This window comes from Bradyrhizobium sp. USDA 4341, from assembly GCF_054063755.1.
In genome coordinates, this window is sequence record NZ_JBSSGO010000002.1 from 9,527,403 (window position 1) to 9,541,311 (window position 13,909).

The 13,909-nt window shown below is 63.3% G+C and carries 12 protein-coding genes and 1 pseudogene; 8 read left to right on the plus strand and 5 right to left on the minus strand.

What is annotated here, in order from left to right:
- Nucleotides 1-35: 35 nt before the first annotated feature.
- Complete coding sequence (locus tag ACVIGB_RS50035; protein ID WP_171948029.1) at nucleotides 36-698, minus strand: aspartate/glutamate racemase family protein; 663 nt, start codon at nucleotides 696-698, stop codon at nucleotides 36-38.
- A gap of 155 nt (nucleotides 699-853) precedes the next feature.
- Between ACVIGB_RS50035 and hydA the strand changes: the two genes are divergently transcribed.
- From hydA to ACVIGB_RS50065, 6 genes are all read left to right on the plus strand, one after another.
- Nucleotides 854-2,323 carry a dihydropyrimidinase gene (hydA, locus tag ACVIGB_RS50040; RefSeq protein WP_092124207.1) on the plus strand — a complete coding sequence of 490 codons (1,470 nt, stop codon included), beginning with the start codon at nucleotides 854-856 and terminating at the stop codon, nucleotides 2,321-2,323.
- Between the two features lie 308 nt (nucleotides 2,324-2,631).
- Nucleotides 2,632-4,236 (plus strand): ABC transporter substrate-binding protein, encoded by a 1,605-nt coding sequence (locus tag ACVIGB_RS50045; protein WP_456723674.1) that lies wholly within the window; start codon nucleotides 2,632-2,634, stop codon nucleotides 4,234-4,236.
- A 20-nt stretch (nucleotides 4,237-4,256) separates the two neighbouring features.
- Nucleotides 4,257-5,198 carry an ABC transporter permease gene (locus tag ACVIGB_RS50050; protein WP_456723673.1) on the plus strand — a complete coding sequence of 314 codons (942 nt, stop codon included), beginning with the start codon at nucleotides 4,257-4,259 and terminating at the stop codon, nucleotides 5,196-5,198.
- Complete coding sequence (locus ACVIGB_RS50055) at nucleotides 5,195-6,118, plus strand: ABC transporter permease (protein ID WP_456723672.1); 924 nt, start codon at nucleotides 5,195-5,197, stop codon at nucleotides 6,116-6,118. The genes ACVIGB_RS50050 and ACVIGB_RS50055 overlap by 4 nt, the downstream gene beginning before the upstream one ends.
- 19 nt (nucleotides 6,119-6,137) lie before the next feature.
- Nucleotides 6,138-7,127: an ABC transporter ATP-binding protein gene (locus ACVIGB_RS50060; RefSeq protein WP_456723671.1), complete on the plus strand. Its 990-nt coding sequence runs from the start codon at nucleotides 6,138-6,140 to the stop codon at nucleotides 7,125-7,127.
- A complete protein-coding gene (locus ACVIGB_RS50065; protein WP_456723670.1) occupies nucleotides 7,124-8,122 on the plus strand; it encodes an ABC transporter ATP-binding protein in 999 nt (332 codons plus the stop codon). Before ACVIGB_RS50060 ends, ACVIGB_RS50065 begins: the two co-directional genes overlap by 4 nt.
- Before the next feature lie 455 nt (nucleotides 8,123-8,577).
- On the opposite strand, the gene ACVIGB_RS50070 is transcribed toward ACVIGB_RS50065, so the two are convergent.
- Nucleotides 8,578-8,808 carry a hypothetical protein gene (locus tag ACVIGB_RS50070; RefSeq protein ID WP_456725320.1) on the minus strand — a complete coding sequence of 77 codons (231 nt, stop codon included), beginning with the start codon at nucleotides 8,806-8,808 and terminating at the stop codon, nucleotides 8,578-8,580.
- On the opposite strand from ACVIGB_RS50070, the pseudogene ACVIGB_RS50075 reads away from it, so the two are divergent.
- Nucleotides 8,729-9,289 (plus strand): annotated as a pseudogene (locus ACVIGB_RS50075) (hypothetical protein); the annotation flags it as partial. The gene ACVIGB_RS50070 and the pseudogene ACVIGB_RS50075 overlap by 80 nt on opposite strands.
- A gap of 75 nt (nucleotides 9,290-9,364) precedes the next feature.
- Here ACVIGB_RS50075 and ACVIGB_RS50080 read toward each other — a convergent pair.
- On the minus strand, nucleotides 9,365-10,492 hold the full coding sequence (locus ACVIGB_RS50080; protein ID WP_456723669.1) for a site-specific integrase: 1,128 nt from the start codon (nucleotides 10,490-10,492) through the stop codon (nucleotides 9,365-9,367).
- Nucleotides 10,493-10,627: 135 nt separating this feature from the next.
- Between ACVIGB_RS50080 and dusA the strand changes: the two genes are divergently transcribed.
- Nucleotides 10,628-11,623: a tRNA dihydrouridine(20/20a) synthase DusA gene (gene dusA, locus ACVIGB_RS50085; protein WP_456723668.1), complete on the plus strand. Its 996-nt coding sequence runs from the start codon at nucleotides 10,628-10,630 to the stop codon at nucleotides 11,621-11,623.
- 2 nt (nucleotides 11,624-11,625) lie between these two features.
- Here the strand turns inward: dusA and ACVIGB_RS50090 are convergent, their stop codons facing one another.
- Entirely contained in the window at nucleotides 11,626-12,522 is an 897-nt protein-coding gene (locus ACVIGB_RS50090; protein ID WP_456723667.1) for a LysR family transcriptional regulator, read from the minus strand.
- A 186-nt stretch (nucleotides 12,523-12,708) separates the two neighbouring features.
- Nucleotides 12,709-13,887, minus strand: coding sequence for a muconate/chloromuconate family cycloisomerase (locus ACVIGB_RS50095; RefSeq protein WP_456723666.1), 1,179 nt, complete (start codon nucleotides 13,885-13,887; stop codon nucleotides 12,709-12,711).
- Between the last annotated feature and the right edge of the window lie 22 nt (nucleotides 13,888-13,909).

The window sequence follows — 13,909 nt, forward strand, 5'->3', positions numbered from 1 at the left end:
ACGCCGTGGCTCGCAGGTGTCAAGAACGATTGGAATCAGTGATGGGCGAACTGCACCGTGCCCAACGCCATCGTCACGGCGGCCTGTGTCGGATCGATCACGGGAATCCCGAGGGCCTGTTCCAGCGCTCGGCGGTGACGCGCCATGCCGGCGCAGCCCATCACGATGGCTCCGGCGCCATCTTCGTCCTTCATAGCGCGACCGACCTCGATCATCCTCGCCAGCGTTCCTTCACCCGATGCGGTCTCCGCCACGCTCATGTTGAGCGGTCGTTCCCCGGACAGGCGATCCATCAGGCCCATCTGCCGGAGATAGCGCATATGACGGCGGATCGAGCGCTGCGTGATCGCGATGACGCCGAACGAATCGGCGCGCGCCAGCGCCGTCAGCACGCCGCACTCGGCGATGCCGAAGATGGGCCGGTCGGTTGCTTCACGGCAGACATGCAGACCAGGATCGCTGTAGCAGGCAATGACGAAGGCCGCCGAGCTGTTGTCGCTCTCCACCAGCCGGCGCAGCGGCATCGTGACACTGTCGGCATCGGCCTGGCTCTCGATTCCGTAAGGACCTTCGGCCAGCGTCGTGCAGATGATTTCGGGGCCGCCCTCAAAGCCAAGCGGCTTCAAGGCGTCCTCGAGGCCCTGGGTGACGAGTTGGTTGGAATTGGGATTGATCACGAGGATGCGTGGCCGGGACATCGTGGTTTCCTGCGGGATGATGCTTCGCGCGGCAACGTGAGGCAGCGCTATGGCGAGATTACAGCAGAGGCAATCGACGTGCCATCAGCGATGCGCGGCCCGCGCGATCTGTGCGTTCTTCGAAGGGCGTAAGAGCCAGGACCCGGGAGTTTGTGATGACTGAATTCACGTATGATCTCGTCATTCGCGGCGGACGCGTCGCGACTGCGAGCGATGTGTTCGAGGCCGATGTCGCGATTTCCGGTGAAACGATTGCTGCGATCGGTCACCGGCTGGCGGGCGGGCGGCGCGAGATCGACGCGCGCGGCAAGCTGGTTCTGCCGGGCGGTGTCGACAGCCACGCCCACATCGAGCAGCTTTCGGCCGCGGGCATCGTCAACGCCGACACGTTCGAGAGCGCGACCGTCTCGGCGGCCTTCGGCGGCACCACCACCGTGATCCCGTTCGCGGCCCAGCACGTTGGCATGAAGCTGCCTCAGGTGCTCGAGGAGTATCACGCGCTCGCCAGAAAGGGCGCCGTCATCGATTATGCCTTTCACATGATCATTGCTGATCCGACCAGGGAGACGCTGGAAACGGATTTGCCTCGTCTGGTCAAGCAGGGGCATGGTTCGATCAAGATCTTCATGACCTACGACCGGTTGAAGATCGAGGATGAACCGCTGCTGGATATCCTGCTGGCGGCGCGTGAGGGCGGCGCGATGTTGTGCGCTCATGCCGAGAATCACGGGATTATCTCCTGGATGGTGAAACGGCTGCTCGCGCGCGGCTACACTGATCCGAAATACCACGCCATCAGCCATGCGCGCGTCTCTGAAGCGGAGGCGTTCAATCGCCTGATCGGCATGGCGGCCCTGATCGACCAGCCGATCATGATCTTTCACGTGTCGACGGCGGAAGGCGCTAGGGTGATCCGCGATGCGCGCGGCCAGGGGCTGAAAGTATTCGCGGAAACCTGCCCGCAATATCTCTTTCTCACCGCCGCCGATCTCGACAAACCAGGCGTGGAAGGCGCGAAGTGGATGTGCAGCCCTCCACCACGTCGCGCGACCGATCAAGAGGCGTTGTGGCGGGCGCTCGCGCTCGGAGATTTGCAGACGGTTTCGTCCGACCACGCACCGTATCGGTTCGACGAAACCGGCAAGCTGCGCGCTGGCCCCAATCCCAACTTCAAGCAGATCGCGAATGGCTTGCCGGGGCTGGAAGTGCGTTTGCCATTGCTGTTCGACGCGATGGTCTCCCAAGGCCGTCTGAGGCTTGAAAAATTCGTCGATTTGACTGCGACTGCACCGGCCAAGATCTACAATCTGCATCCGCGGAAGGGCTCGATTGCAGTCGGGGCCGATGCGGATATCGGGATCTGGGATCCGCAGCGTGAGGTCACGCTGAGCGACGCCATGATGCATGATCTCGCCGGCTACACGCCCTTCACCGGCCGCAAGCTGCGCGGCTGGCCGGTCACCGTGCTTTCGCGCGGGCGTGTGATCGTGTCCGACGGCAAGCGTTCGGTCGAAGCGGGCTCCGGCCGTTTCCTTGCGCGTGGCGGCGGCGAGGCAGCGAAGCCAACCGGACGGCTGATGCCGGACATGGATCCAGAGCTGAATTTCGGTGCAAGGCTTCTGTAAGCCACTTGCGGCGACCTGTCCGGGGTGAGCGTCAGCCCGTCCGGACAACGTCATGATCGACAACACAGCGATGTCGAGATCGTCGGTAAGCACCTGATAGGGGATCGCAAATCCGCGTGATCGCATTGAAAATGCGCGCGCCCGAAAGTTGCCGCTCCCCCGGTGCCGCCGGACCATGCTGGCATACCATTTGCACGCAAATTGATCAGCATCACCGGTTCGACCGCCTTTGTCACCTCGCCTTGTGCCAAACCTCCACCGATGAAACGGGCGGAGTCGCCACAACAACCGACGTTTGGGAGAGTTTCATGGATCGCAGGACTTTGTTGAAAGGATTGGCCGGGGCAGGCAGCCTCGCGGCGACAGGCGGCCTTTCGATGCCGGCCCTTTCCCAAGGCGCAGCGGCGCGCACCTTGCGCTTCGTGCCGCAGGCCAATCTTGCGAATTTCGATCCGATCTGGGGGACCCAGTATGTGGTGCGCAACGCCGCCGCGCTGGTGTGGGACACCCTCTATGGCGTCGACGCGACATTGCAGCCGCAGCGTCAGATGGTCGAGTCCGAAGAAGTCACCGATGATGGCTTGACCTGGACCTTTCGTCTGCGGTCGGGGCTCAAGTTCCACGACGGCGAGCCTGTGCGCAGCAAGGACGTGATCGCAAGCCTCACGCGGTGGTCGGCCCGCGATCCGATGGGACTGATGATCAAGGCGCTCCAGCAGGAGTTGACTGCCGTCGACGACAAGACTTTCAAATTGGTGCTGAAGCAGCCCTATCCGAAGCTGCTCTACGCGCTCGGCAAGAACAATACGCCGATTGCCTTCATCATGCCTGAGCGCATTGCGCAGACCGACCCGTTCAAGCAGATCACCGACTATGTCGGTTCGGGGCCGATGAAGTTCGCGAAGGCCGAGTGGGTCCCCGGCGCCAAGGCGGTGTTCGAGAAATTCACCGACTATGTGCCGCGGCAGGAGAAATCGTCCTGGCTCGCCGGCGGCAAGCAGATTCTGATCGACCGCCTGGAATGGGTGGTGATCCCGGATCCCGCAACGGCAGCGGCCGCATTGCAGAACGGCGAGGTCGATTGGTGGGAAAGCCCGATCACCGATCTCGTGCCGGTACTCAAGAGCAACCGCAACATCAACGTCGACATCGCCGATCCGCTCGGCAACGTCGGTTCCTTCAGGATGAACCACCTTTACCCGCCGTTCAACGACGTCAGGGCGCGGCGTGCGGTACTGATGGCGATGAGCCAGGAAGACTACATGCGGGCGCTGGTTGGAGATGACACCTCGCTCTGGAAGCCGCTCCCCGGCTTCTTCACGCCGGGCACGCCGCTTTATTCGGAGGCGGGCGGCGAGATCCTCAAAGGCAAGCGCGATTTCGACGCGGCCAAGAAGCTGCTGGCGGAGAGCGGCTATTCGGGCCAGCCGGTCACCTGCCTCGTGGCACAGGACCAGCCGATCACCAAGGCGCAGGGCGACGTCACCGCGGATTTGCTGAAGAAGCTCGGCATGAATGTCGATTTCGTCGCGACCGACTGGGGCACGGTCGGATCGCGCCGAGCCCAGAAGACGCCTCCGGGGCAGGGTGGCTGGCAGATGTTCCACACCTGGCACGCCGGTGCCGACTGCATCAACCCCGCGCCCTACAACGCCATTCGCGCCAATGGCGACAAGGCGTGGTTCGGCTGGCCTTCGAGCGATGCCGTGGAGAAGGATGTCGTGGCGTGGTTCGAGGCCAAGAATCTCGATGAAGAGAAGGCGGCGATCAATCACCTCAACAAGGCGGCACTCGAGAACGTGGTCTATGCGCCGACCGGCTTCTTCCTGGGTTACACGGCATGGCGCAAGACCATCTCCGGCATCGCGAAGGGGCCGCTGCCGTTCTTCTGGGGCGTGTCGAAGACCGCATGACGACGGCACGGTGAACTGACATGGTCTCGTATATCCTGCGGCGCATTGTCGCGACGTTGCCGGTGATGGCAATCGTCGCGCTGTTCGTCTTCAGTCTGCTCTACATTGCACCGGGCGATCCCGCAGTCGTGATCGCCGGCGATCAGGCCAGCCCCGCCGACGTTGAACGGATACGCCAGAGCCTCGGCCTCGACCGGCCGTTTCTGGTGCAGTTCGGGTCATGGCTCTGGCACATCCTGCACGGCGATCTTGGCACCTCGATCTTCACCAGCCTGCCGGTCTCGACGCTGATCGCGCAGCGTATCGAGCCGACACTCTCTCTGATGGCGATTGCCCTCTCCCTGACAGTTCTGATCGCCGTGCCACTCGGCGTCGTGGCGGCGTGGAAGGCGGGAAGCTGGATCGACCGCAGCATCATGGCATTCGCCGTGTTCGCCTTTTCGCTTCCTGTCTTCGTGATCGGATACGTCCTGGCCTACGTGTTCGCGCTCAAGCTCGAATGGCTCCCGGTGCAGGGCTATACGCCGATCGCCGAAGGCGTCTGGCCGTGGCTGCAGAACCTGATCCTGCCGGCGGTTGCGCTCGGCGATATCTACATCGCGCTGATCGCGCGCATCACGCGCGCTTCCATGCTCGAAGTGTTGCAGCAGGATTATATCCGCACGGCTCGCGCCAAGGGCCTTGGGATGCGCGACATCCTGTTCGTTCATGCACTGAAGAACGCCGCGGTTCCGATCGTGACGGTGATTGGTATTGGCGTCGCCCTGCTGATCGGCGGCGCCGTGGTGACCGAAAGCGTGTTCGCGATCCCGGGCCTTGGCCGACTGACGATCGACGCGATCCTGCGCCGCGACTACCCGGTCATCCAGGGCATCGTGTTGGTGTTCAGCTTCCTTTACGTGCTGATCAACCTAATGGTCGACGTCATCTACACCCTGGTCGACCCGAGGATCCGCTATTGACCGTATCCACCACCCGCACTGTAACCCTGCCTCCGGGCCTCGTCATCGCGCCGCAACTGCCTGATCTGCTGCGGCCGGTGAAAATCCGGCGCGGCGTTCTCGGCTTCCTTCGCAGTCATCCGACGGTTGCGATCGGCGGCGCATTGCTGCTCTGCCTGGTCCTGGTTGCGATCTTCGCGCCTTATCTCGGGACCGTCGACCCGACCGCGCTCGCACCAGCCAAGCGTACACGCGCGCCATCGGCCGACTTCTGGTTCGGCACCGACATGCTGGGCCGCGATATCTATTCACGCGTGCTCTACGGGGCGCGGGTCTCGCTCACCGTCGGACTTTCGGTGGCGGTGCTGGCCTCGCTTGCCGGTCTTGCGGTCGGCCTCGTCTCGGGCTTCGTGCGTTGGGCAGATGGGATCTTGATGCGGTTCATCGACGGGTTGATGTCGATACCGCCGATCCTGCTCGCGGTTGCGTTGATGGCGTTGACACGTGGCAGCGTCGGCAACGTCATCCTGGCGATCACGGTCGCCGAGATCCCGCGCGTGACGCGGCTCGTGCGCGGCGTCGTGCTGTCGTTGCGCGAGCAGCCTTACGTGGACGCTGCCACGGCCTCCGGCACGCGAACGCCGATGATCATCATGCGTCACATCCTGCCCAACACGCTGGCGCCGATGTTGGTCCAGGCCACCTATATCTGCGCCAGCGCCATGATCGTCGAGTCGATCCTCTCCTTCATCGGCGCAGGTACGCCGCCGACCATTCCGTCCTGGGGCAATATCATGGCCGAGGGCAGGGCGCTGTGGCAGGTCAAGCCTTTCATCGTATTCTTTCCTGCCGCGTTCCTGTCCGTCACCGTGCTTGCCGTCAACCTGCTCGGCGACGGCCTGCGTGACGCGCTCGATCCGCGCATGGCGAAAAGCCTGTAGGAAGTCGAGGTTTGATCCGATGGCATTGCTCGAAGTCGAGAATCTGCAGACCCATTTCCGGACGCCCGACGGGATCAACCGGGCGGTCGACGGCGTGTCCTTCCAGGTCGACGAAGGTGAGACACTGGCGATCGTCGGCGAATCCGGCTGCGGCAAGTCGGTCACCTCGATGTCGCTGATGCGGCTGATCCCCGAGCCGCCGGGCAGGATCGCGGGCGCGGTTCGTTTCCAGGGCAGGGACTTGCTGCAACTCTCCGAGCGCGAGATGCGCGCCGTCCGCGGCAACGACATCTCGATGATCTTCCAGGAACCGATGTCGAGCCTCAATCCGGTGCTGACCGTCGGTCGCCAGATCGGCGAGACATTGCGGATGCATCAGGGCCTGGACAAGCAGGCTGCAGAGGCGCGCGCCGTCGAGATGTTGAATCTGGTCGGCATCCCGGAGCCGGCGCGGCGTGTGCGCGAATATCCGCATCAACTGTCCGGGGGCATGCGCCAGCGCGTGATGATCGCGATGGCACTGGCCTGTAATCCAAAGCTCCTGATCGCCGATGAGCCGACCACAGCGCTGGACGTCACGATCCAGGCGCAGATCCTGCAGTTGATGCTGGACCTCAAGCGCCGGGTCGGGGCGGCGATCGTCCTGATCACTCATGATCTCGGCGTGGTTGCCGAGATCGCCGAACGCGTCATGGTGATGTATGCCGGCCGCAAGGTCGAGGAAGCGCCGGTGGCCAGGCTGTTCCGCTCCCCCCGCCATCCGTATACGCAGGGCCTGCTCGGCGCGGTACCCAAGCTCGGCTCTTCCCTGACCGGCGCGGCGCGACGGCTCACCGAGATTCCCGGGCAGGTCCCCAGCCTCAAGAAGGCCATCGAGGGCTGCGCCTTTGCCGGGCGGTGTGCGCTCGCGACCGATCTTTGCCGGCAGGTCGCGCCGGGTCTCGAAGTAAAGGGCCCCGGCCATATCGCCGCGTGCCATTACGCTGCCAAGGAAGCTGCTGCGGCATGAGCGCCCCGCTGCTCCAGGTCAACGACCTCAAGAAGCATTTCCCGGTTCGCAGCGGCCTGTTCGGCCGCCGGTCCGGCTCGGTCTATGCCGTCGATGGCGTGTCCTTCGAGGTCGACCGTGGCGAGACCCTGTCGCTCGTCGGCGAATCCGGCTGCGGAAAATCGACGGTCGGCCGGGCGATCCTGCGACTGTTCGACATCACCTCGGGCCAGGTGGTGCTCGATGGCCAGCGCATCGACGATCTTTCACCCGGCGGGCTGCGCGCCATGCGCCGCCGTGTTCAGGTGGTGTTCCAGGATCCGTTCTCCAGCCTCAATCCGCGGATGCGCGTGCGCGATATCCTGGCCGAGCCGATCCGCAATTTCGGTCTCGCCAAGTCTTCCGCCGACCTCGAGATGCGCGTTGCGGCGCTGATGGACACCGTGCGCCTGCCGCGCGACGCGCTGAACCGGCGGCCCCACGAATTCTCGGGCGGTCAGCGCCAGCGTATCGGGATCGCCCGCGCGCTTGCGGCGGAGCCCGACCTGATCGTCTGCGACGAGGCGGTGTCGGCGCTCGACGTCTCCGTCAAGGCCCAGATCGTCAATCTGCTGCAGGACCTTCAACAGCAATTCGGTCTCGCGTTGCTCTTCATCAGCCACGATCTGGCGATCGTCGAGCACATGACGCACCGTGTCGCTGTGATGTATCTCGGCAGGATCGTCGAGATGGCGCCAAGGCGGAAGATCTTTACCGCACCGGGGCATCCCTACACCAAGGCCTTGCTCTCGGCGGTGCCGGTGCCGGAGCCTGGCGCCGCGCGAAACCCGATCATCCTGAAGGGCGACGTGCCGAGTCCGATCAATCCGCCGAAGGGTTGTCGCTTCAACACCAGGTGCCCGTTCGTCTTCGACCGCTGCAAGGCAGAGGAGCCGCAGCTTCGGTCGGCCGGAGACGGTCAGTGGGTGGCATGCCATCTCGAAGCGCTTCCGGAGGTGCCAGGCTCCGCCGGATGAACGATGTGGGCGCCGCGATGCAACGGTCGGCCTGGCGGACAATGCATGCGCATGCCACTACCAGCGAGCATCGGAGGAGATGTTTGGCGCCTCCCCGATTCAACCCCGCGAGGCCTCAGGGCGAACGAAGCCCGGTATTGGTCTAATGTCCGGCCGGCGCCGAATACCTACCGGTGTAGTAGGACGGAGCGGGACTGATCACCCTGGAAGGCTGCCATGCTGCATAGGCGTCGGTGGGACGTGCCTGTGATTAATGTGTCGGTGCAGCCTGGGGCTTGCGGTGACGCTCTGTGGCCGTCGCGCTCTGCACGGTCAATGCAAGCAACAGACCTGTCGCGACAGCGTAAACGTTCTTCCTCATTGGGCATCTCCCTTGCGCGTTTTAGCCGGCGTTATCGCCGGCCCGTTCCTCACCAAATAGTGCTTGCAAGGGCGTTCCCTTAGGGTGGCTACAATCACGAAGCATTGCGCAAATAACTGGGCGCAAGATCCTGAAGAGCGTGCAGGCCGCGGACGCCGGCCGTGTCTCCTTGCGCTTCACTCTGGGGGTCTTTCACGATGTTCAACATTCGCCGAACCTTGTCGGCCGCCGTACTGTCATTGGGGTTGGTACCGGCGGCCAATCTCGCGAGCGCCGCTGATCTGCCGGTCAAGGCGCCCGCCGACCTGCCTTTTTTCTTGGTCATCGATGATCGCGTGACCTACTCCTACATTTTCTCCGGCACCGATCCGGGCGTATTCTCCGTCCGTCCTGACGGCAGCATCAATGGAAAGACCGCCAAGCAGGTCTATTCGTTCACGCACTTCGACATCTGGGCCTACGGCCAGAACTTCTTCACGATCTCGATGTACAAGTCGGACCACAACGACCCGGCATCGCCGTGCTCGAATGTCGGTGTGACCATCACCGGAGCTCCAGCAACCTGCGCTGGCGCCACCGAAATTTATGGCCTGTTCCGATCTACCTTCGGCTGGAACCAGATCTTCGACACGAAGGCGTTCAGCAGGGGGCCGCTGAACAACATCTCGTTCGAAGTCGGCATGGACGCCAACACGGAGAACAATTTCCTGGGGCCCGCCAGGCGGGACGTCGTCGCCGGTCTCCAGTTCGAGTTCAACCTTCCCTACAAGGGTTACATCAACGTGGCGCCGTTGATGTACTACGAGTAACCCGTTGAAATCACATCAAAGGAGATCGCCCTTCGAGCGCACCATAAGATCGCAGCTCGCGTCCTTAGATTTCTAGATCTGTCGTCGGACCGTTGCCGTAGCAGGCTCGGTTGTTGTGAGCGTCTGGATGAACTCCTCCAACGATGGTTGCGGCGCCGTTTGTAGCTTGTGGAGTTCTTCCGGCTTCAGCTTGGTGTAACGCCGCAATGTCCGCCAATCTTTGTGACCAGTCACGAGCGCGACCTTCTCGATCGTGAGACCTGCTTCGAAGAGGCGGCTAGTACCCTCGTGTCGCAGGTCATGAAAATGCAGATCCTCGATCTTCAACTCGTCGCAGGCGCGCGTGAATGCCGCGCTTACTGACTTGTGATTATACGGGAATACGCGCCCCTGTCCTTTGGTGATGATGCGCTGCTGGAGCATGATTTCCCAGGCGTCATAGCCGGTCAGATTGAGAAGCGGGACTTTCTGATTGTTACCATCCTTCTTTCTCGGATCCTTGCGGTCCATGATCGTGAGAATCCGCTTTGCCATGTCGACGTCCGGCCAGTCAGGCCGGCAAATCTCCTCTTGCCGCATTGTGGTTGCAACGGCGTATCGGACGATGCGGCCCATCGGGATGACCTGTCGCGGATTGCTCTCGAAATATTCGATGAGCTCGTCGAGCTCATCTTGAGTGGGACGCCGATCTCGCTCATCGGACTTTCCGACGAGACCCAAATGCTTCAACGCGAAACGTGCCAAGCGCACCTCTTCGGCAGAAATTTCGATGCCGTGAACAGCTGCTGCATGCGTTGCGATGGTTCTGATGAACGACATATCGATTGCAAGGGTAGCTGGGCCGGCACCTTCCTTCGCGCGTTTCCTGCCGTATTCGATCAACCTTTCACGGTCGAGACGGGGAAGCTTTACGGCTCCGAGATCCTCCTTCAGAGCCTCCAGGACAGCCGCCTTGGATCGGCGGGGAGGACGACCGACTTCGAGCATGTCTTCGATATGAAGATCGATGATGTCGCCGAAGGTTTTGGCCTTTACAGCGGCTCGGGGCCTGGGTGACCCGCAGCGATCGATATTGCGCTCAATGTCGAGCGCCCATTCCTCGCCATCCTTGCGGCGACGGAAGGTCTCCGCCACATAGCGGTTCTTGCGGCGGACCTGGACACGCCAACTCCCGGACGGCAACTGAGTGAAACTGGCCACGGTCGTGTGCACTCCCCAAATCGTGTGCGCTACGTGTGCACTGACAGGTCAAAACGGGTACAAACGTGTGCAAATTCGGCTAGTTTGGAGTGCACACGTTCGTGTTTCATCCCATTGAAAGCATAGGGTAAATAATTGAAATCGCAACACTATCGCTTTTCCGTGGCCCCGATGATGGATTGGACTGACCGGCATTGCCGGGTCTTCCATCGCCTGATGTCGCGGCGGGCGCGGCTCTACACGGAGATGCTGACGACCGGCGCCATCATCCACGGCGACCGTGCGCGGCTGCTCGGCTTCGATGCCAGCGAGCATCCGGTGGCGCTACAGCTCGGCGGTTCCGATCCGCGCGATCTCGCGACCGCCGCGCAGATCGGCGAGGATTTCGGCTATGACGAGATCAATCTCAATGTCGGCTGTCCATCCGATCGGGTGAAGGACGGCCGTTTCGGCGCCTGCCTGATGGCGGAGCCCGCGCTGGTCGCCGAGGGCGTTGCGGCGATGAAGCGCGCGGTGAAGGTTCCCGTCACGGTGAAGTGCCGGATCGGCATCGACGACCAGGATCCGGAAGTCGCGCTCGATACGCTGGCGCGCGGCGTGATTGCCGCGGGCGCGGACGCGCTCGTCGTGCATGCGCGCAAGGCCTGGCTCAACGGATTGTCGCCGAAGGAGAACCGCGACATTCCGCCGCTCGACTACGATCGCGTCTATCGCCTCAAGGCAGCGCTGCCGGACGTGCCCATCATCATCAACGGCGGGATCACGAGTATCGCCGAAGCGAAGCAGCATCTGGCGCATGTCGATGGCGTGATGCTGGGACGGGCGGCCTATCAGGAGCCGTGGCGGCTGCTGACCGTCGATTCCGAGCTGTTCGGTGAAACGCCGCCGCACGCCACGATGAAGGACGTCTTCGCGGCGATGCTGCCCTATATCGAGCGGCAACTGGCTGAAGGCACCCGGCTGCATTCGATCACGCGCCACTTCGTCGGCGCCTTTCACGGCGTGCCCGGCGCCCGCGCCTTCCGCAGGCATCTCGCGGAGAACGGCGTTCGGCCGGGCGCCGGGACCAACGTGTTGCGCGAGGCGATCGCACGCGTCGACGACCGCGCGCCTGCGGCGGTCGCGGCCTGAGGTTATTGCTTGCGCTGACGCCGCACGACGTCTTGCGCGATTTTCAGGAAGTTGAAGAGGTGCGGCATCCGGTTGTCGCGCCGGTAGTTCAGCGACAGCGCGGTGCCGGGATTATGTCCCTCATAGGCGCGATAGGCGACGCCGGGGCGTTCCGCCTGCGAGACGGATTGCGGCACCAGCGCGATGCCGACGCCAACCGACACCAGGCTGATCGCGGTCTGATAATCCTGGGCCAGTACCTGCGATTTCGGAATGAAGCCCTCTTCGAGGCAGATATTGAGGATGTGGTCGGCGAAGCTCGGGCGCGGCTTGCGCGGGTAGAGCACGAAGGTCTCGGCCTTCAGCGCAGCCAGCCGCGTGACCTGCTGCTCGAGCAAGGGCGAGGTGTCGGACAGCGCGAGGATCAGCGGCTCCTGCAGCAGCGGCTCCGACTTCAATTCCTCGTCGTCGAGCGAGGGGCGGGCGACGGCGATATCGATCTCGCGCTGGATCACCGCGCGCTTCTGCTCGGCGTTGTTCATCGCCGACAGCGCGAGTTCGACGTCAGGATAGGCCGAGCGAAACGCCTTGATCACGTTGGGTAGCACGCCATAGGTCGCGGATCCGACGAAGGCGACGCGCAGGTGCCCTGAAAAACCCTCGCCGATCCGCTTGATCTCGCGGTGCGTGCGGTCGAGCCGCTCCAGCACATCGCGTGCACGTTCCAGCAGAACGCTGCCGGCCTGGGTCAAACGGATCTGGCTTCGGCTCCGGTCGATGAGCACGACGCCGAGATCGCTTTCCAGCTGTGCAATCTGCCGGCTGAGCGGCGGCTGGGCGATCGCGAGCCGTGATGCGGCGCGGCCGAAATGCAATTCCTCGGCGACGGCGACGAAGTAGACCAGTCGCCTCAGATCCATGACGTCGTCGCGATCGGTCACGGTCAGCCGAACGTTTGTCTGCGCGCTTCCGCGGAAGCTGCGGGAAACGCCTGCCGGGTTTGATATCGCGTGGTCATCGGCGCATGATCGAGACGGTGGTTCCGGCGGGAAGACTGTGCGGGCATCCCTGGATTGTCAATTGTCCGCGGGGACGACGCCATCTGGCTAGTCCTTCCGGGCGAAGGCGCGGATCTTGTCCTCGTCGACCTCGACGCCGAGGCCCGGGCCATCGGGCACACAGATCTCGAACTCGTCGAATCTGATCGGGTTGACGACGAGGTCTTCCACGAGGATCCGCGGACCGAAATGCTCGCTTCCCCATTCGAGCCTGGGCAGGGTGGCGAATGCGGCAAGATGCGCGGCCGCGCCGATGCTGCTCTCCAGCAGGCAGCCGCCGTAGAGCTCGAGGCCGTGCGCGCCGGCGACCGCGGCGGCACGCTTCAATTCAAACAGGCCGCCGCTCTTCACGAGCTTCAGCGAATAGACGCTGCCGCAACCCATCGTCGCGACGCGGGCGATCTCCTCCTTGGTGAAGGCCGCTTCGTCGACAAGCAACGGGATGGACGTGCGGGCCGCGACGCGCGCCATGGCTTCCAACTGCAGCGCCGACACCGGCTGCTCGACCAGAGCGACGTTCAGTTCCTCCAGCGCGGGCATGAAGCGGATGCATTCGGCCTCGGTCCAGCCCTGGTTGACATCGACGATCAGGCGCACCTCGTCGCCGAGGCCGGCGCGCAGCGTCTGCAACCGCTTCAGATCGGCCGGTGGGCGGTTGAAGCCGAACTTGATCTTGAACTGGCGGTGTTCGCGGCGCCGCAGCTTGTCCTTTGCTTCCTCCAGCTCCTGGCCGCTGTCGCCCGAGGCCAGCGCCCAGATCACTTCCATGCGCTGGCGAACCGCACCCCCGAGCAGCGCGCTGGCCGGGAGGCCGAGCGTCCTGCCGGCGGCGTCGAGCAGGGCGGACTCGATGGCGCCCTTAGCCGCGAAATTGCGGGTCGCGGCCTTGCTCATGCGGAGCGCATTGGCCTCGAAGGCGAGGGCAGGCTGCCCGAGCAGCGCCGGCGCCAGGTAATTCGTGACCGCAGCCTTGATCGATTCCACGCTCTCCTCAGCCCAGCGCGGCCCGCCGAGCGTCGAGGCTTCGCCGATACCCGTCACGCCATTGTCGAGCAGGACGCGCACCAGAACGTAGCCCTGATGCGTGACCTCCGTGTTCGAAAGCTTGTGCCGCCGGCGGGTCGGCGCTTCCACGATGGTGGCGCGGATACTGCGGATCGCAGTGTCCCTTGCTAAGTTCCGCACTTGCTCCACGGGCTCGGCGATTTCGATCACGGCACGACTCATAGGTCCTCGCAGGTCAGTTCAA